We start from the raw sequence: 15,543 nt of genomic DNA on the forward strand, positions 1-15,543 counted from the left end.
GGCTGCCCGGCGCACCGCGCCGGCACACCCTCAGAGGCCGCGGAACATGAACGCGGTCAGGACGAAGTCGAGGCCCAGGATGGCCAGGCTGGAGGTCACCACGGTACGCGTCGTCGCGCGCGAGACACCTTCCGCAGTGGGCGGCGCATCGTAGCCTTCGAACAGCGCCACCACCGTCACGGCGGCACCGAACACCAGGCTCTTGATGACGCCGTTCAGGATGTCGTCCTTCAGGTCCACCGCAGATTGCATCTGCGACCAGAAGGCGCCTTCGTCGACCCCGATCACGCTCACCGCCACCAGGTAGCCGCCGAAGATACCCATGGCGGAGAACAAGGCCGCCAGCAGGGGCATGGAGATCGCCGCCCCCCAGAAGCGCGGCGCCACCACGCGGGCGATGGGGTCCACCGCCATCATCTCCATGGCGGCGATCTGCTCGGTGGCCTTCATCAGGCCGATTTCGGCCGTGATGGCCGACCCGGCCCGGCTGGCGAACAGCAGGGCCGCGACCACCGGTCCCAGCTCGCGCACCAGCGACAGGGCCACGAGCACGCCCACCGCCTCCTCGGAACCGTAGGTCTGCAGGGTGTCGTAGCCCTGCAGGCCGAGCACCATGCCGACGAACAGGCCGGACACGATGATGATGATGAGGGACAGGACACCGGCCGAGTAGACCTCCTTGATGACCAGTTGCGGCCGGCGCAGGCAGATGCCCGAGTGCAACATGGTCAACAGGAAGAAGCGCGTGGCCACGCCCATGCGCCAGACGCCATCGACAACCCGATGGCCAAGCTTGCGGACCCCTTTGAGTGCGCGTTCAGGCATAAGACAACCCCAGATCTGCCGCGTAAGGATCGGCGGGATAATGGAAAGGTACCGGGCCGTCCTCCTCGCCGTGGACGAACTGGTGTACGAAAGGCAGGCCGGAGGCCTTGATCTCGGCCGGCGTGCCGTGCGCCTCCACCATGCCCTCGGAGATGAAGTAGACGTAATCGACCATCCGCAGGGACTCCTGGATGTCGTGAGTGACGACGATGGAGGTCAGGCCGAGGGTATCGGTCAGGCGCCGGATCAGGTTGCCGATGACCCCGAGCGAGATCGGGTCGAGACCGGCGAAGGGCTCGTCGTACAGGATCAGCATCGGATCGAGCGCGACCGCGCGCGCCAGGGCGACCCGCCGTGCCATGCCGCCGGACAGTTCCGAAGGCATCAGGTCATGGGCACCGCGCAGGCCGACCGCGTTCAGCTTGGCCAGGACCAGGTCGCGGATCATCTCCTCCGGCAGGTCGGTGTGTTCGCGCAACTGGAAGGCCACGTTGTCGAACACCGACATGTCGGTGAACAGGGCGCCGAACTGGAACAGCATGCCCATGCGCCGACGCAGCTGGTACAAGCCGCGCTGATCGAGTGCGCCGACGTCGAGGCCATCCACCGAGAGCAGACCGCTGGTGGGGCGGACGGTGCCGCTGATGAGGCGGAACAGCGTCGTCTTGCCGCAACCCGAGTTGCCCATGATGGCCACGACCTGGCCGCGCCGGGCAGTCAGGTCGATCCCCTTCAGGACCGGCCGGCTGTTGTAGGCAAAATGCAGCCCCTTGATTTCGACCAGATTGTCGGACATGGATGGATGTGAGGAATTGGCTTGCCGCGTTGTGTTCGCCGGATTTTATCCGACCCGGCCGGTTGGCCCAAGGCCGAGGAGCCCGAGCAGCGTGTTCACCTTGGCCAGGGTTGCAAGGTTGCCATCCCGGCTCAGCAGATAGGTGGCCCCGGATTCGGCCGCGCGCCGGCGCAGGAGATCGCCCAGCCCACGCAGGTCGACGTCGGCATCGAACCACAGCACGTCCGGGTCGTCCGGCCCGCAGAGCAAGGCCGGCCTCGGCGCAAAGGCCGCCAGGCACGCCTGCACCGCCTCGGTGTCCTGATGGTTGGCGTCACGCTCGAGCAGGAAGCGGAATTCGTCGCGGGTGTCGGCCAGCCATTCCGCGACGGTCGCCGGCGCCAGCCGGCTCCAGGTCGCGCGAGGCAGCCACAGGCAGGAGAACTGGGTGTTGTAATAGGCCAGCCGCCATTCCTCCGGCATGCCCGCGGGATAGAAGGTGTCGTCCCAGGACGGGAAACGCCAGTCGGCCGCCCCGAGAAATACGCCATGGCTCATGTCGTGTCATCCAATTGGTGTGCGCCGGGATCCCGCCCGGGCGGACCGGCGGCGACGATCGGCTGTAACAGTATTTATCTACCGTATGGCTTGTCGCAAATTTACTACAGATGTATTTTCGTATAGTTCGTTCTTTACTACCGACAATAACGATATATACATATTCTGATATTCTTAAATTAATGGTCAGAATTATCGCCGTTTTACCCATCCAACCCGAAGGAGAGCTTTCGTCATGAAGATCAAGACCATCGTCGCCGCCTTGCTGTTCACCGTCGCCGCCCCCGTTCTGGCTGCCGACGCCGCCCCCGCCGCTCCCACCGTCCCGCAAACGCCGGAAGCCTGGCTGAACCGCATGACCGACTTCACCCAGAACCAGTCCGCCTACAAGGACCCGAAGGTCTTCGTGCCCTGGTTCAACGCCGTCACCGAGCCCGGCTTCTACGCCGCCATGGGCAACGGCATGATGGACCCCGCCGGCTGGACCCGCATGATGGGCTCCATGATGGACCCCAACGCCTACCGCAACATGGCCGAATGGGCCGACCCGAACATCTACATGAAGTGGATGGCCGCGGGCATGGACCCCAACTTCTACACCGCCCTGCTGACCCAGATGACCGATCCGGGCAAGATGATGCGCTGGGCCATGATGCCCATGGACCCGAAGATGTGGTCCATGATGATGAACACCATGAACCCCAACATGTACATGAAGTGGATGATGGCCCCATGGACCCGAAGGTCTGGCAGATGGGCATGAACGCCATGAACCCGAACCTGTACATGGGCTGGATGAACGCCGGTATGGACCCGAAGAGCTACGGCCCGACCTGGAGCGGCTGGATGGCCAACCCGATGGCCGGCGTCCCGACCGCTGGCGCGCCTGTCGCCATGACCCCCTGGACCGTTCCCGCCGCCCCGGCCGGTACCTTCAACTTCTTCGACCCGAACGCCTGGATGGGCATGATGGCCGCCCCCATGGGCGCCATGCAGCCGGCCCCGGCCCCGGCGAAGTAATCCACGTCGCCAGGACGTACGAAAACGGCCGCGCAAGCGGCCGTTTTTCATTGCGCCGCCGATCGCCTCACAAGCGGCGCCATTGCGTTCCCTGCGGACCGTCCTCGAGCAGGACGCCAGCCGCCTTGAGTTCGTCCCGGATGGCGTCGGACCGCTTGAAATCCTTCGCCTTGCGTGCCGCCAGACGCTCGGCGATCAAGGCCTCGATGCGCTCCGCCGTCAGCCCGCCCGTCTCGGCACCCGCCTGCAGGTAGGCCTCCGGCTCGCGCTGCAACAGTCCCAGGACACCGGCCAGCGCCTTCAGGCGGGCCGCCGCCTCGGCCGTACCGGCACGGTTCAGCTCGGCCGCGAGGTCGAACAGCACCGCCAGGGCCTCGGGCGTATTGAAGTCGTCGTCCATGGCCGCCTTGAAGCGCGCCGCATGGGGATCGTCCCAGGCGATCGTCCAGGCGGCCGCCTCGGCGCCGCGCAACGCGGTGTAGAGCCGGGTCAGAGCGGCCTTGGCGTCATCCAGATGCTGGTCCGAATAGTTGAGCGGGCTGCGGTAATGGGCACGCAGGATGAAGAAGCGGACCACCTCGGCATCGTATTTCTCCAGCACCTCGCGGATGGTGAAGAAATTGCCCAGCGACTTGGACATCTTCTCGTCGTCGACGCGGACGAAGCCGTTGTGCAGCCAGTAGTTGACGAACTTGCAGCCATGCGCGCCCTCGGACTGGGCGATCTCGTTCTCATGGTGCGGGAACTGCAGATCCTGACCGCCGCCGTGGATGTCGAAATGCGGCCCGAGCAGGTCCGAGCCCATGACCGAACATTCGATGTGCCAGCCCGGCCGGCCCGGCCCCCAGGGCGAGGCCCAGGACGGCTCGTCCGGCTTGGCCGCCTTCCAGAGGGCGAAGTCCATGGGATCGCGCTTGCTCGGATCGATGTCGACCCGCTCGCCGGCACGCAGGTCTTCCAGCGACTTGCCGGACAGGCGGCCGTATTCCGGAAAGGACTGGACCGCGTAATAGACGTCGCCGTTGCTGGCCGCGTAGGCATGGCCGTTGCCGATGAGGGTGCCGATCATGGCCTGCATCTTGTCGACGTATTCGGTCGCACGCGGCTCGTGGTCCGGCGGCAGCACGCCCAGGGCGGCGCTGTCCTCGTGCATGGCGTCGATGAAACGCTGAGTCAGGCGGGTGAACGGCTCGCCGTTCTCCAGGGCGCGCCGGATGATCTTGTCGTCGATGTCGGTGACGTTGCGGACGTAATCGACCTGGTAGCCCGAGGCACGCAGCCAGCGTGCCACCATGTCGAACACCACCAGCACGCGGGCGTGGCCGAGATGGCAATAGTCGTATACCGTCATGCCGCACACATACATGCGCACCTTGCCCGGCTCGATGGGCACGAATTCCTGTTTGTCGCGGACGAGTGAGTTGTAGAGTTTCAGCATGAGTCGAGGATGACGACAATCGGAAAGGGAGAATTTTAGCGGAAGCCGGCCGCCGCATCCGGCAAACTGACACCATGACCGACACCAGCACGCAAACTTCCCTCGACCTGCTGCGCCGGGTCTTCGGCTATGACGCCTTCCGCGGCGAGCAGGCCGAGATCGTCGACCATCTCGCCCAGGGCCGCGACGCCCTCGTCCTGATGCCGACCGGCGGCGGCAAATCGCTCTGCTACCAGTTGCCGGCCCTGCTCAGGACGGGCGTGGGCATCGTCGTTTCACCCTTGATCGCCCTCATGCAGGACCAGGTCGACGCCCTGCGCCAGAACGGCGTCGCCGCGGCCTTCCTCAACTCCAGCCTGGACTGGCGCGCCGCCCTCGACATCGAGGCGGCGGCCCGGCGCGGCGAACTCAAGCTGCTCTACGTCGCCCCCGAACGTCTGGTCACCGAGCGCTTCCTGCAGTTGCTCGACGAACTCGCCGCCGGACCGGGCCTCGCCCTGTTCGCCATCGACGAGGCCCATTGCGTATCGCAATGGGGACACGATTTCCGACCCGAATACCTGCAGCTGTCGCAACTGCACGAGCGCCATCCCGGCGTGCCGCGCATCGCCCTGACCGCCACGGCCGACAACGCCACCCGCGAGGAGATGCGCGAACGTCTGGGCCTCGGCGCGGCACGCGTCTTCCTGTCCAGCTTCGACCGTCCCAACATCCGCTACACGGTGGTCGAGAAGGACAATCCGCGCCGGCAGCTGCTGCGCTTCCTCGACGGTCACCGCGGCCAGGCGGGCATTGTCTATTGCCTGTCGCGCAAGAAGGTCGAGGAAACCGCCGACTGGCTGGTGCAGGAAGGCTATGCCGCCCTGCCCTATCACGCCGGCCTGCCCGCCGAGACGCGCTCCGAACACCAGCGCCGATTCCAGCGCGAGGAAGGCGTGGTCATGGTCGCCACCATCGCCTTCGGCATGGGCATCGACAAGCCCGACGTGCGCTTCGTCGCCCACCTCGACCTGCCCAAGAGCATCGAGGCCTACTACCAGGAAACCGGCCGCGCCGGCCGCGACGGCGAGCCGGCCGAGGCCTGGATGGCCTACGGCCTGCAGGACATCGCCCTGCAGCGCGCCCGCATCGACGAATCCGAATCGCCGCCCGAGATCAAGCGCCTGGAGGCGCAGAAACTCACCGCCCTGCTCGCCTACTGCGAGGCGCCGCGCTGCCGGCGCATGGTGCTCCTGGACTATTTCGGCGAAGCCAGTTCCCCGTGCGGCAACTGCGACGTCTGCCAGAACCCGCCGGAACTGTTCGACGGCACGGTCGCCGCGCAAAAGGCCTTGTCCGCCGCCTGGCGCACCGGCCAACGCTTCGGCGCCGGCCATTTGATCGACGTCCTGCTCGGCAAGGCGACCGACAAGGTCGCCCGTTTCGGGCACGACCAGTTGCCCACCTTCGGGGTCGGCAAGGACGTCGACGAACACGCCTGGCGCGGCATCCTGCGCCAGCTCGTCGCCGCCGGCCTGCTGCAGCCCGACCTGACCGAATACGGCGCGCTCAAGCTCACGGAAGCCGCTCGGCCCGTGCTGAAGGGCGAGCAGTCCGTGCAACTGCGCCGTGTCGGGCGACCGGGCAAGGCCCGGAAAACGACGCGGGCGGCCCCGGAAAACCTCTCGCCGGAGGAACTCGCCGTGTTCGAAGCGCTGCGCGGCTGGCGCTCGCAGAAGGCACGCGAGCAAGGCGTACCCGCCTACGTCATCCTGCATGACCGCACGCTACGGCTGCTCGCCAGCCTGCAACCAGGCGACCAGGACGGCCTCGCCGGCATTTCCGGGCTGGGCGACGCCAAGCTGGCGCGTTATGGCGACGAACTGATCGGGGTGATCCGGGGCGCAACTGCTTAGCCGGCCGGCCAAGTCGAGTAGTATTACTTAGTGCATAGACATTTATGTCTTATGCGATATTAATTTTTCCCGGCGCCAGGGCTATCGTTGCCACCGAGGACGAGGAGGTGGCGATGGATACCGAATGCTTCGGTCGGCACGGCGCAAACATCATCAAGTGGCTGGATGACGCAAAACGTGGCGTATTCCAGAGCGATCTCGCGGACATCCGCGCCGCCCTCGGCCAATTCGCCGACAGCGCGTCGGCCTGCGCCGGCCATTGCCCGCGCGCCGCCGACCTGACCCGGATCGAGTCGATGTGGAACCAGTTCCTGAGCCTATATCGCGACGACGACGACGACGCGGGCCGCCCCGACGGCGCGAGTGCGGCGAGCAGGTTGGAAGCGGTCCTGCGCGCCATGTTGCTCGCCATGCACGACATGGCCAAGGGTTGCCACACCTGCCGGCGGCCGGCTCCGGACCAACCCGCCGGCGGCTCCCTCTAGCCCGCCGGCGTCCTCCCGCCTTACTTGGCCCAGGTATCCTTCAGGCTGACGGTGCGGTTGAAGACCAGTCTTCCGCCCGGTTGGTGATCCAGCCGGTCGGCGCAGAAATAGCCGATGCGTTCGAACTGGTAGCGGCTCTCGGGAACCGCCTCCTTGACGGCGGCCTCGACCCAACCCTGCACCACCTTGAGGGAACCGGGGTTGAGGAACTCGAGGAAGTCGTGATCCCGGTGGCCGTCCGGCTCCGAATCGGTGAACAGACGGTCGTAGAGACGGAATTCCGCCGCCAGGGCATGTTCGGCCGACAACCAGTGGATGACACCCTTGACCTTGCGGCCGACCGGGTTCTTGCCCAGCGTCTCGTGGTCGATCGAGCAGCGCAGTTCGACGAGCCGGCCGGCCGCGTCCTTGACCGCCTCCTCGCACTTGATCACGTAGGAATAGCGCAGGCGCACCTCGCCGCCCACGGTCAGCCGCTGCCAGCCCGCCGGCGGGTCGTCGCTGAAGTCGTCGCGCTCGACCCATATTTCGCGCCCGATCGGCACCTCACGCTCGCCGAACTCAGGATGGTGGGGATGGAAACCGGCGGCACGGCCGGCGGTGACGCCTTCCTGGTAATTGGTCAGGACGACCTTGACCGGGTCGACGACCGCCATGACCCGCGGCACCTTGGCCTCCAGGTCCTCGCGGATGGCCGCCTCCAGCACGGCCATCTCGACGATGTTGACCGACTTGGAGATGCCGATGCGGCGGGCGAATTCGCGGATCCCCTCGGGCGTGTAGCCGCGCCGGCGCATGCCGTGGATGGTGGGCATGCGGGGATCGTCCCAGCCGGCCACGTGGCCCTGGCTGACCAGTTGCAGGAGCTTGCGCTTGCTGGTGATGGTGTTGTGCAGTTCCAGGCGCGAGAACTCGATCTGCTGCGGATGGCAGCCGATGGTGATGTTGTCCAGCACCCAGTCGTAGAGCGGGCGGTGGTCCTCGAACTCGAGCGTGCACAGGGAATGGGTGATGCCTTCCAGGGCGTCCGAGATGCAATGCGTGTAGTCGTACATCGGGTAGATGCACCACTGGTCGCCGGTACGGATGTGATGTGCCCGCTTGATCCGGTAGATGACCGGATCGCGCATGTTGATGTTCGGCGCGGCCATGTCGATCTTGGCGCGCAGGGTCTTGCTGCCGTCCGGGAACTCGCCGGCCTTCATGCGCCGGAACAGATCGAGGTTCTCCTCGACGGAGCGGTCGCGGTAGGGGCTGTTGCGCCCGGCCTCGGTCAGGGTGCCGCGATACTCGCGCATCTGGTCCGGCGTCAGGTCACAGACGAAGGCCTTGCCGGTCTGGATCAGTTCCTCGGCGTAGCCGTAGAGCTGTGGGAAATAGTCGGATGCCCAGCGCACCTCGCCGTTCCACCGGAAGCCGAGCCAGTGCACGTCTTCCATGATGGAATCGGCGTACTCGTTGGACTCCTTCTCGGGGTTGGTGTCGTCGAAGCGCAGGTTGCAGGTGCCCTGGTAGTTCTGCGCGAGACCGAAGTTCAGGCAGATCGACTTGGCATGGCCGACATGCAGGTAGCCATTGGGTTCCGGGGGGAAGCGGGTGGCCACGGAAACGTGCTTTCCGGAAGCCAGATCGCCATCGATGATGGTGCGGATGAAATGCTGTACGGGCGTGGTGTCGCTCATGATTATTTGATATAAAGACGGGCGTTTGCTGGAAGTGAAAAAGCTCCCGAGCCACATGAATCCATTGCAACGGAGTGCCGCTGCAAAACATTCAGAGAAGTATATCACCGATGAAAATCACCCGTTTTGCCCTCCTGTTCTGCTGCCTGCTTCCTAGCTTCGCTTTTGCAGCAGCCACCCTTCCGGAAGCCACGCAGTTATTCAAACAAGGGCAAAACGCCCGCGCCCTGGAGAAGGTCAACGGCTACCTCTCCGGCAATCCCAAAGATCCCCAGGGGCGTTTTCTCAAGGGCCTCATCCTGGCCGAACTGAACCGTCCGCAGGAGGCCATCCAGACCTTCAGCGAACTGACCGACGACTACCCCGAACTGCCCGAGCCCTACAACAACCTGGCCGTCCTGTACGCCTCCCAGGGCCAATACGAGCGCGCCAAGACCAGCCTGGAAAAGGCCATCCGCACCCACCCCAGTTACGCCACCGCGCATGAGAACCTGGGCGACATCTACGCCAAGATGGCTTCGGTCGCCTACGACAAGGCGCTGCAACTCGACAAGGGCAACACCTCGGCGCAGATGAAGCTCGCCCTGGTCAAGGAAATCTTCACCCCCGCCTCGATCGACAAGGCGCCCGGCAAGCCGGCCGCCGCCCCGGCCCGGACCGCCGGCCTCAGCCAGGAACCCTCGGTGACCCGCGATACCCAGCCGGTACCGCCGCCGCTGCCCGCCAGCAAGCCCGCCGCCGCACCGGCCTTCGACAGCGCCGCCGTCGAGAAGACGGTGAACGACTGGGCTGCCGCCTGGAGCCACCGCGACGCACCCGGCTACCTGGCCTTCTATGCCGACGACTTCAAGCTTCCCCGCAAGATGTCGCGCAAGGATTGGGAAGCCCAGCGCACCGACCGGCTGACCAGCCCGGAATACATCAAGGTCGAGATCAGCAACCTCTCGGTCAAGGGCGATGCCAAGAACGTCACCGTGCAGTTCCAGCAACGCTACGAATCGAACGTGTTGAAGGGCAGCTACCGCAAGACCCTGACCCTGGAAAACCAGGGTGGGAACTGGAAGATCACTTCGGAACGCTGACCCGTTCCCGGCCGCCATGCGTTTCTCGTTATTGACGGTTCTATTCCTGCTCACCCTGAGCATCAGCCGGGGCCAGAGCGAAGAGATACGCCTGGCGTCGGCCGACCTCAACCATTACGCACCGTCGCTGGACAGCCTGGTCGCCTCGACGCTCGAGGACATCCGGGCCAGCAAGACCGATGCCGCCCTGGCCAACGTCGACCGGATCATCGCGATGCGCCCGGACTTCAAGCTCGCCTACCTCATCAAGGGCGACCTCCTGCAGGCCAAGGCCGGTGCGCTGGCCAAGTTCGGGGCCGCCGCCGGCGCCTCCGAGCAGGCCAAGCTGGACGGCCTCAAGGACGAGGCCAAGGTCCGGCTCATGCGCTATCTGGACCAGCCCGACCCCGGCAAGCTGCCCAAGCAGATCCTGCAGTTGGCACCCAGCCAGCGCTACGCCCTGCTCGCCGACGCCGACCGGGCCCGCCTGTACGTGTTCGAAAATGCCAACGGCGAGCCGCGCCTGATCCGCGACTACTACGTCTCGGTGGGCCGCAACGGCGTCAACAAGCGTTCCGAGGGCGACCTGAAGACACCGTCCGGGGTCTACAACATCACCACCGAATTGCCGCGCAGCAAGCTCACCGCCTTCTACGGTGCCGGTGCCTTTCCGCTCGACTATCCGAACGAGTGGGACACCCTGCAGGGCAACAGCGGCCACGGCATCTGGCTGCACGGCGTGCCCCCCGACACCTACAGCCGCCCGCCCAAGGCCAGCGAGGGCTGCCTGGTGCTGGCCAACCCGGACTACCAGGAAATCCGCCGTTACATCGTGCCGGAGCGTACCCCCATCGTCATCGCCGACCGCACCGAATGGCTCGACCGCGCCGACTGGCTGGCCGCCCGCAAGGACATCCTGATGGCGCTGGACGCCTGGAAGGCCGATTGGCAGCATCTCGATGCCGAGCACTACCTGAACCGTTACAGCCGCGACTTCCTCGACCGTGCCGGGCGCGGCTGGGCCGAGAGCAAACGCCGCAACATCGTCCAGAAGAACTGGATCCGGATCGGCCTGGCCGACGTCAGCCTGTTCCTCTATCCGTCCGACAATCTCGCGGTGCTGAATTTCACCCAGGTTTACGACAGCGACAAGCTGAGCGACGTGACCCGCAAGCGCTTCTACCTCAAGCGCGAGGACAACCACTGGCGCATCGCCCTGGAGCGCAGCCTGCAAGACGACACCAGCGTCGCCCGTAACGACTGATTTTTTCCCGACTGGAACCCACCATGGTCAAGCTACACACCAACCGGGGCGTCATCGTCCTGCGCCTGGACGCCGAAAAGGCCCCCGACACCGTCGCCAACTTCCTGCAATACGTGCGTGACGGCCATTACGACGGCACCTTGTTCCATCGCGTCATCGACGGCTTCATGATCCAGGGCGGCGGCTTCACCGAGGACATGGCCCAGAAGCCGACCCGGGCACCGGTCCAGAACGAAGCCCACAACGGCCTCAAGAACGTCGCCTACAGCATCGCCATGGCGCGTACCCCGGACCCGCACTCGGCCACCAGCCAGTTCTTCATCAACGTCAGCGACAACGGCTTCCTCGACTTCGTCGAACCGAACCCGCGCGGCTACGGCTACTGCGTGTTCGGCGAAGTGGTCGAAGGCAAGGACGTGGTCGACGGCATCAAGAAGGTGCGCACCGGTTCGCGCATGGGTCACCAGGACGTCCCGGTCGAGAACGTGGTGATCGAACGGGCCGAGCTCGTTGAAGGCTGATCCCCGGCCCAGCCTGTTCATATCCGACCTGCATCTCGCGCCGGACCAGCCGGCGACGCAGGCGCGCTTCTTCGCCTGGCTGGCCGGGGTGGCCCCCGGCGCCCGGGCCGTCTACATACTCGGTGACCTGTTCGAGGCCTGGCCGGGCGACGATTTCCTCGCCGACCCCTTCGCCGCGGCCGTCGCGGCCGCCCTGGCCAAGCTGGGCCAGGCCGGCGTGCCCGTCTACCTGTTGCACGGCAACCGCGACTTCATGCTGGGGGCGGCCTTCTGCGCCGCCACCGGCGCCCGGTTGCTGGCCGAGCCGGAGGTCGTCGCCGTCGCCGGCGGCAACGCCCTGCTCCTGCACGGCGACAGCCTGTGCACCGACGACGACGTCTACCAGGGCTTTCGACGCCTGGTCCGCGATCCGGCCTGGCAACAGGCCATGCTGGCCAAGCCCCTCGCCGAACGCGTGGCCATCGCCCGTCAGATGCGCGAGCGGAGCGAGTCGGACAAGGACGGCAAGAACGAGACCATCATGGACGTCAACGCCGAGGCCGTCGCGGAGGCCTTCCGCCGCGCCGGGTGCAGCGTGATGATCCACGGCCATACCCACCGGCCGGCCCGCCACGACCTGGTCGTCGACGGCGCGGCCTGCGTGCGCTGGGTATTGCCGGACTGGTACGACGGCCGCGGCGGCTACCTGCGCTGCGACGCGGCCGGCTGCGCCCTGATCGACTACTAGGCGGCGCCGACCAGGCCGCGCGCCAGGTCGGCCTGCAGGTCGGCCAGCGCTTCCAGCCCCACCGCCAGGCGGATCAGGCCGTCGCCGATGCCGGCGTCGGCCCGCTGTTCCGGCGTCATCCGGCTGTGCGTGGTGGTGGCCGGGTGGGTGATGGTGGTGCGCACGTCGCCCAGGTTGGCGGTGATGGACATCACGCGGCTGGCGTCGATCACCCGCCAGGCCGCCTCCTTGCCGCCGGCCACCTCGAAGGCCAGGATGCCGCCGCCGCTGGCCTGCTGGCTCATGGCCAATTCGTGCTGCGGGTGCGAGGGCAGTCCCGGATAGCGCACGCGCAGGACGCCGGGCTGGCGCTCCAGCCAGCTTGCCAGGGCCAGTGCCTGTTCCGAGTGGGCACGCATGCGGATCGGCAGGGTCTCCATGCCCTTGAGCAGGACCCAGGCGTTGAACGCCGACAGGGTCGGCCCGGCCGTGCGCAGGAAGGTGTAGACGCCTTCCAGCAGGTCCTTGCCGCCGAGCACGGCACCGCCCAGGACCCTGCCCTGGCCGTCCAGATATTTGGTGGCGGAGTGGATGACGATGTCGGCACCCAGTTCCAGGGGCCGTTGCAGGATCGGCGTGCAGAAACAGTTGTCCACCGCCAGGCGGGCACCCGCCTCGTGGGCGATGGCGGCGATGGCGCGGATGTCGCTCACCTCGGTGAGCGGGTTCGAGGGCGACTCGAGGAAGAACAGGCGCGTTTCCGGACGCACCGCGGCGCGCCAGGCGGCCAGGTCGGTGGGCGCCACGAAGGTGGTGCTGACGCCGAACCGGCTCATGATGTTGGCGAACAGCTGGACCGTCGAGCCGAACAGGGAACGCGAGGCGACGACGTGCTCGCCCGCCTGCATCAGGCCCATCACGGTGGCCAGCACGGCGGCCATGCCGGAGGCGAAGGCGACGCAGCGCTCGGCCCCTTCCAGGGCCGCCAGGCGCTGCTCGAACATGGTCACGGTCGGGTTGGTGAAGCGGGCGTAGATGTTGCCCGGCTCGGCGCCGGAGAAACGGGCGGCGGCCTCGGCGGCACTGCCGAACACGAAGCTCGAGGTCAGGAACATCGCCTCGGAATGTTCCTGGAAACCGCTGCGCAGGGTGCCGGCCCGCAGGGCCAAGGTCGCCGGATCGAAATGCTCGGTCATGCCGGCACCAGTCCGCGTCCGCGCAGCAGCTCGACGACCTGGCGGACCGACTCGTCCAGCTCGGTCGCCGAGGTATCGACGACCAGTTCCGGCGCGTCGGGCTCCTCGTAGGGCGACGAGATGCCGGTGAACTCCTTGATCAGGCCCTGGCGTGCCTTGGCGTACATGCCCTTGACGTCGCGCGCCTCGCACACCGCCAGGGGACACTTGACGTAGACCTCGACGAAATCGGCGCCGACCAGCTTGCGCACCCGGTCGCGGTCGCCGCGCAGGGGCGAGATGAAGGCGGTCAAGGCGATCACCCCGGCCTCCGTGAACAGCTTGGTCATCTCGCCGATGCGGCGGATGTTCTCGGTACGGTCCTCGATCGAGAAGCCGAGATCGGCGCAGAGGCCGTGGCGGACGTTGTCGCCGTCGAATACGAAGGTGCGGCAGCCGGCCTGGTGCAGGGCCTCCTCGACGGCATGGGCAAGGGTCGACTTGCCGGCGCCGGACAGCCCGGTGAACCAGACGACGCCGGCGCGGTGACCGTTCATGGTCTCGCGTCGGGCGCGGGTGACGGTGGCGTGGTGCCAGACCACGTGGCGATCGTTCATGCTCATCCTCAGGAAAGGTTCAGGTCCATCTGCCGGGTCGGCGGCGAGGAAGCCACCGGCAGCGAGCCGTCGCGCATGCCCTCGAGATGGATCAGGTAGGCCTCCGAGACGTCGCCGGTGACGTAGCAGCCGTCGAAGCAGGAGGCGTCGAAATCGCCCAGCTTCGGGTTGACATCGCGCACCGCCCGGATCAGATCCGAGAGGTCCTGGTAGATCACGGCGTCGGCGCCGATCTCGCGCGCGATTTCCTCGTCGGTCCGGCCGTTGGCGAGGAGTTCGCCACGCGTCGGCATGTCGATGCCGTACACGTTCGGGAAACGTACCGGCGGGCTGGCCGAGGCGAAATACACCGCCCGGGCACCGGAATCGCGCGCCATCTGGATGATCTCCCGGCTGGTCGTACCGCGCACGATGGAGTCGTCCACCAGCATGACGTTCTTGCCCCGGAATTCCAGGGACATGGCATTGAGTTTCTGGCGCACCGACTTCTTCCGCACCGCCTGCCCGGGCATGATGAAGGTGCGCCCGATGTAGCGGTTCTTGATGAAGCCCTCCCGGTAGGAGATGTTCAGCTGCTTGGCCATCTCCATGGCCGACGGCCGGCTGGTGTCCGGGATCGGCATCACCACGTCGATCTTCAGGTGGCCATAGTCGCGCCGTATCTTGTCGGCCAGGTACTCGCCCATGCGTAGCCGGGTCTCGTACACCGAGGCGCCGTCGATGACCGAATCGGGACGGGCGAAGTAGACGTATTCGAAGATGCAGGGGGTGAACGGGGCGGCGGGCGCGCACATGCGCGTGTGGACGTGGCCATCCAGGGTGATCAGGATCGCTTCGCCCGGCGCGACGTCGCCCTGCACCTGGAAGCCGCTGGCGTCCAGGGCCACGCTCTCCGAGGCCACCATCCAGTCCTGGCCGGTGGCGCTGACCTGAGTACCGAACACCAGCGGCCGGATGCCGTGCGGATCGCGGAAGGCCAGGAGGCCGAAGCCGGCGATCATGGCGACCACCGCGTAGGCACCGCGGCAACGCCGGTGCACCCCGGCCACGGCGGCGAAGACGTCATCCACGGTCAGGCGGTGGCCCTGCACGGCCGACTGCAGTTCGTGCGCGAGCACGTTGAGCAGGACCTCGGAGTCGGACGCCGTGTTGACGTGGCGCAGGTCCTGCATGAACAGGTCTTCCAGGAGCTGTTCGGTATTGGTCAGGTTGCCGTTGTGGCCGAGCACGATGCCGAACGGCGAATTCACGTAGAACGGCTGCGCCTCGGCCGGGCTCGAGGCCGAGCCGGCGGTCGGATAGCGGACGTGGCCGATGCCGGCGTTGCCGAGCAGGTTGCGCATGTCGCGGGTGCGGAACACGTCGCGCACCATGCCCATGCCCTTGTGCATGTGGAACTTGCTGCCGTCGGCGGTACAGATGCCGGCGGCATCCTGGCCGCGGTGCTGGAGCAGTTGCAGGCCGTCGTAGAGCAACTGGTTGACGGGCTGGTTGGATACGACACCGATGATTCCGCACATG

General features: G+C 66.4%; 16 protein-coding genes. 8 read left to right on the forward strand and 8 right to left on the reverse strand.

Annotated elements, in window-relative coordinates; translation table 11 throughout:
• Positions 1-30 precede the first annotated feature (30 nt).
• From mlaE to EZJ19_RS02155, 3 genes are read right to left on the reverse strand one after another with little or no spacing between them, the layout of a single operon-like run.
• Entirely contained in the window at positions 31-825 is a 795-nt protein-coding gene (gene mlaE, locus EZJ19_RS02145; RefSeq protein WP_131444661.1) for a lipid asymmetry maintenance ABC transporter permease subunit MlaE, read from the reverse strand.
• Positions 818-1,621: an ABC transporter ATP-binding protein gene (locus tag EZJ19_RS02150; RefSeq protein ID WP_131444662.1), complete on the reverse strand. Its 804-nt coding sequence runs from the start codon at positions 1,619-1,621 to the stop codon at positions 818-820. Before EZJ19_RS02150 ends, mlaE begins: the two co-directional genes overlap by 8 nt.
• Before the next feature lie 45 nt (positions 1,622-1,666).
• Positions 1,667-2,158 carry a DUF72 domain-containing protein gene (locus EZJ19_RS02155; RefSeq protein WP_131444663.1) on the reverse strand — a complete coding sequence of 164 codons (492 nt, stop codon included), beginning with the start codon at positions 2,156-2,158 and terminating at the stop codon, positions 1,667-1,669.
• 235 nt (positions 2,159-2,393) lie between these two features.
• Between EZJ19_RS02155 and EZJ19_RS02160 the strand changes: the two genes are divergently transcribed.
• Together EZJ19_RS02160 and EZJ19_RS02165 are read left to right on the forward strand one after the other, a co-directional pair.
• Positions 2,394-2,921: a hypothetical protein gene (locus EZJ19_RS02160; RefSeq protein WP_131444664.1), complete on the forward strand. Its 528-nt coding sequence runs from the start codon at positions 2,394-2,396 to the stop codon at positions 2,919-2,921.
• Positions 2,891-3,178: a hypothetical protein gene (locus EZJ19_RS02165; RefSeq protein ID WP_131444665.1), complete on the forward strand. Its 288-nt coding sequence runs from the start codon at positions 2,891-2,893 to the stop codon at positions 3,176-3,178. Before EZJ19_RS02160 ends, EZJ19_RS02165 begins: the two co-directional genes overlap by 31 nt.
• Before the next feature lie 67 nt (positions 3,179-3,245).
• On the opposite strand, the gene cysS is transcribed toward EZJ19_RS02165, so the two are convergent.
• Positions 3,246-4,616: a cysteine--tRNA ligase gene (cysS, locus tag EZJ19_RS02170; protein WP_131444666.1), complete on the reverse strand. Its 1,371-nt coding sequence runs from the start codon at positions 4,614-4,616 to the stop codon at positions 3,246-3,248.
• A 74-nt stretch (positions 4,617-4,690) separates the two neighbouring features.
• Between cysS and recQ the strand changes: the two genes are divergently transcribed.
• A complete protein-coding gene (gene recQ, locus EZJ19_RS02175) occupies positions 4,691-6,511 on the forward strand; it encodes a DNA helicase RecQ (protein ID WP_206199289.1) in 1,821 nt (606 codons plus the stop codon).
• Positions 6,512-6,624: 113 nt separating this feature from the next.
• Positions 6,625-6,996: a hypothetical protein gene (locus EZJ19_RS02180; protein ID WP_131444667.1), complete on the forward strand. Its 372-nt coding sequence runs from the start codon at positions 6,625-6,627 to the stop codon at positions 6,994-6,996.
• A gap of 20 nt (positions 6,997-7,016) precedes the next feature.
• On the opposite strand, the gene EZJ19_RS02185 is transcribed toward EZJ19_RS02180, so the two are convergent.
• Positions 7,017-8,678 carry a glutamine--tRNA ligase/YqeY domain fusion protein gene (locus tag EZJ19_RS02185; RefSeq protein WP_131444668.1) on the reverse strand — a complete coding sequence of 554 codons (1,662 nt, stop codon included), beginning with the start codon at positions 8,676-8,678 and terminating at the stop codon, positions 7,017-7,019.
• Between the two features lie 110 nt (positions 8,679-8,788).
• Here EZJ19_RS02185 and EZJ19_RS02190 point away from each other — a divergent pair, with 110 nt between their 5' ends.
• The 4 genes from EZJ19_RS02190 to EZJ19_RS02205 are packed head-to-tail and all read left to right on the forward strand — an operon-like array spanning position 8,789 to position 12,251.
• Positions 8,789-9,760, forward strand: coding sequence for a nuclear transport factor 2 family protein (locus EZJ19_RS02190; RefSeq protein WP_131444669.1), 972 nt, complete (start codon positions 8,789-8,791; stop codon positions 9,758-9,760).
• Between the two features lie 31 nt (positions 9,761-9,791).
• A complete protein-coding gene (locus EZJ19_RS02195; protein ID WP_165873425.1) occupies positions 9,792-11,003 on the forward strand; it encodes a L,D-transpeptidase family protein in 1,212 nt (403 codons plus the stop codon).
• A 23-nt stretch (positions 11,004-11,026) separates the two neighbouring features.
• The gene (locus EZJ19_RS02200) at positions 11,027-11,524 is read left to right on the forward strand and encodes a peptidylprolyl isomerase (RefSeq protein ID WP_131444671.1); all 498 of its coding nucleotides are present in this window, start codon (positions 11,027-11,029) and stop codon (positions 11,522-11,524) included.
• On the forward strand, positions 11,514-12,251 hold the full coding sequence (locus EZJ19_RS02205; RefSeq protein ID WP_131444672.1) for a UDP-2,3-diacylglucosamine diphosphatase: 738 nt from the start codon (positions 11,514-11,516) through the stop codon (positions 12,249-12,251). Before EZJ19_RS02200 ends, EZJ19_RS02205 begins: the two co-directional genes overlap by 11 nt.
• Here the strand turns inward: EZJ19_RS02205 and EZJ19_RS02210 are convergent.
• The 3 genes from EZJ19_RS02210 to purF are packed head-to-tail and all read right to left on the reverse strand — an operon-like array spanning position 12,248 to position 15,542.
• Positions 12,248-13,426, reverse strand: a complete 1,179-nt coding sequence (locus EZJ19_RS02210; protein WP_131444673.1) for an O-succinylhomoserine sulfhydrylase — start codon at positions 13,424-13,426, stop codon at positions 12,248-12,250. The genes EZJ19_RS02205 and EZJ19_RS02210 overlap by 4 nt on opposite strands.
• Entirely contained in the window at positions 13,423-14,022 is a 600-nt protein-coding gene (gene cysC / locus EZJ19_RS02215) for an adenylyl-sulfate kinase (RefSeq protein WP_131444674.1), read from the reverse strand. Before cysC ends, EZJ19_RS02210 begins: the two co-directional genes overlap by 4 nt.
• 8 nt (positions 14,023-14,030) lie before the next feature.
• Positions 14,031-15,542, reverse strand: coding sequence for an amidophosphoribosyltransferase (purF, locus tag EZJ19_RS02220; RefSeq protein WP_131444675.1), 1,512 nt, complete (start codon positions 15,540-15,542; stop codon positions 14,031-14,033).
• Position 15,543: the final 1 nt, after the last annotated feature.

Source organism: Parasulfuritortus cantonensis (assembly GCF_004337445.1).
Lineage (GTDB): Bacteria > Pseudomonadota > Gammaproteobacteria > Burkholderiales > Thiobacillaceae > Parasulfuritortus > Parasulfuritortus cantonensis.

Excerpts from the sequence above, each read along its gene's own strand:
- mlaE (WP_131444661.1), bottom strand. The coding sequence starts at position 825 with ATGCCTGAACGCGCACTCAAAGGGGTCCGCAAGCTTGGCCATCGGGTT.
- EZJ19_RS02150 (WP_131444662.1), bottom strand. The coding sequence starts at position 1,621 with ATGTCCGACAATCTGGTCGAAATCAAGGGGCTGCATTTTGCCTACAAC.
- EZJ19_RS02155 (WP_131444663.1), bottom strand. The coding sequence starts at position 2,158 with ATGAGCCATGGCGTATTTCTCGGGGCGGCCGACTGGCGTTTCCCGTCC.
- EZJ19_RS02160 (WP_131444664.1), top strand. The coding sequence starts at position 2,394 with ATGAAGATCAAGACCATCGTCGCCGCCTTGCTGTTCACCGTCGCCGCC.
- EZJ19_RS02165 (WP_131444665.1), top strand. The coding sequence starts at position 2,891 with ATGGACCCGAAGGTCTGGCAGATGGGCATGAACGCCATGAACCCGAAC.
- cysS (WP_131444666.1), bottom strand. The coding sequence starts at position 4,616 with ATGCTGAAACTCTACAACTCACTCGTCCGCGACAAACAGGAATTCGTG.
- recQ (WP_206199289.1), top strand. The coding sequence starts at position 4,691 with ATGACCGACACCAGCACGCAAACTTCCCTCGACCTGCTGCGCCGGGTC.
- EZJ19_RS02180 (WP_131444667.1), top strand. The coding sequence starts at position 6,625 with ATGGATACCGAATGCTTCGGTCGGCACGGCGCAAACATCATCAAGTGG.
- EZJ19_RS02185 (WP_131444668.1), bottom strand. The coding sequence starts at position 8,678 with ATGAGCGACACCACGCCCGTACAGCATTTCATCCGCACCATCATCGAT.
- EZJ19_RS02190 (WP_131444669.1), top strand. The coding sequence starts at position 8,789 with ATGAAAATCACCCGTTTTGCCCTCCTGTTCTGCTGCCTGCTTCCTAGC.
- EZJ19_RS02200 (WP_131444671.1), top strand. The coding sequence starts at position 11,027 with ATGGTCAAGCTACACACCAACCGGGGCGTCATCGTCCTGCGCCTGGAC.
- EZJ19_RS02210 (WP_131444673.1), bottom strand. The coding sequence starts at position 13,426 with ATGACCGAGCATTTCGATCCGGCGACCTTGGCCCTGCGGGCCGGCACC.
- cysC (WP_131444674.1), bottom strand. The coding sequence starts at position 14,022 with ATGAACGATCGCCACGTGGTCTGGCACCACGCCACCGTCACCCGCGCC.
- purF (WP_131444675.1), bottom strand. The coding sequence starts at position 15,542 with ATGTGCGGAATCATCGGTGTCGTATCCAACCAGCCCGTCAACCAGTTG.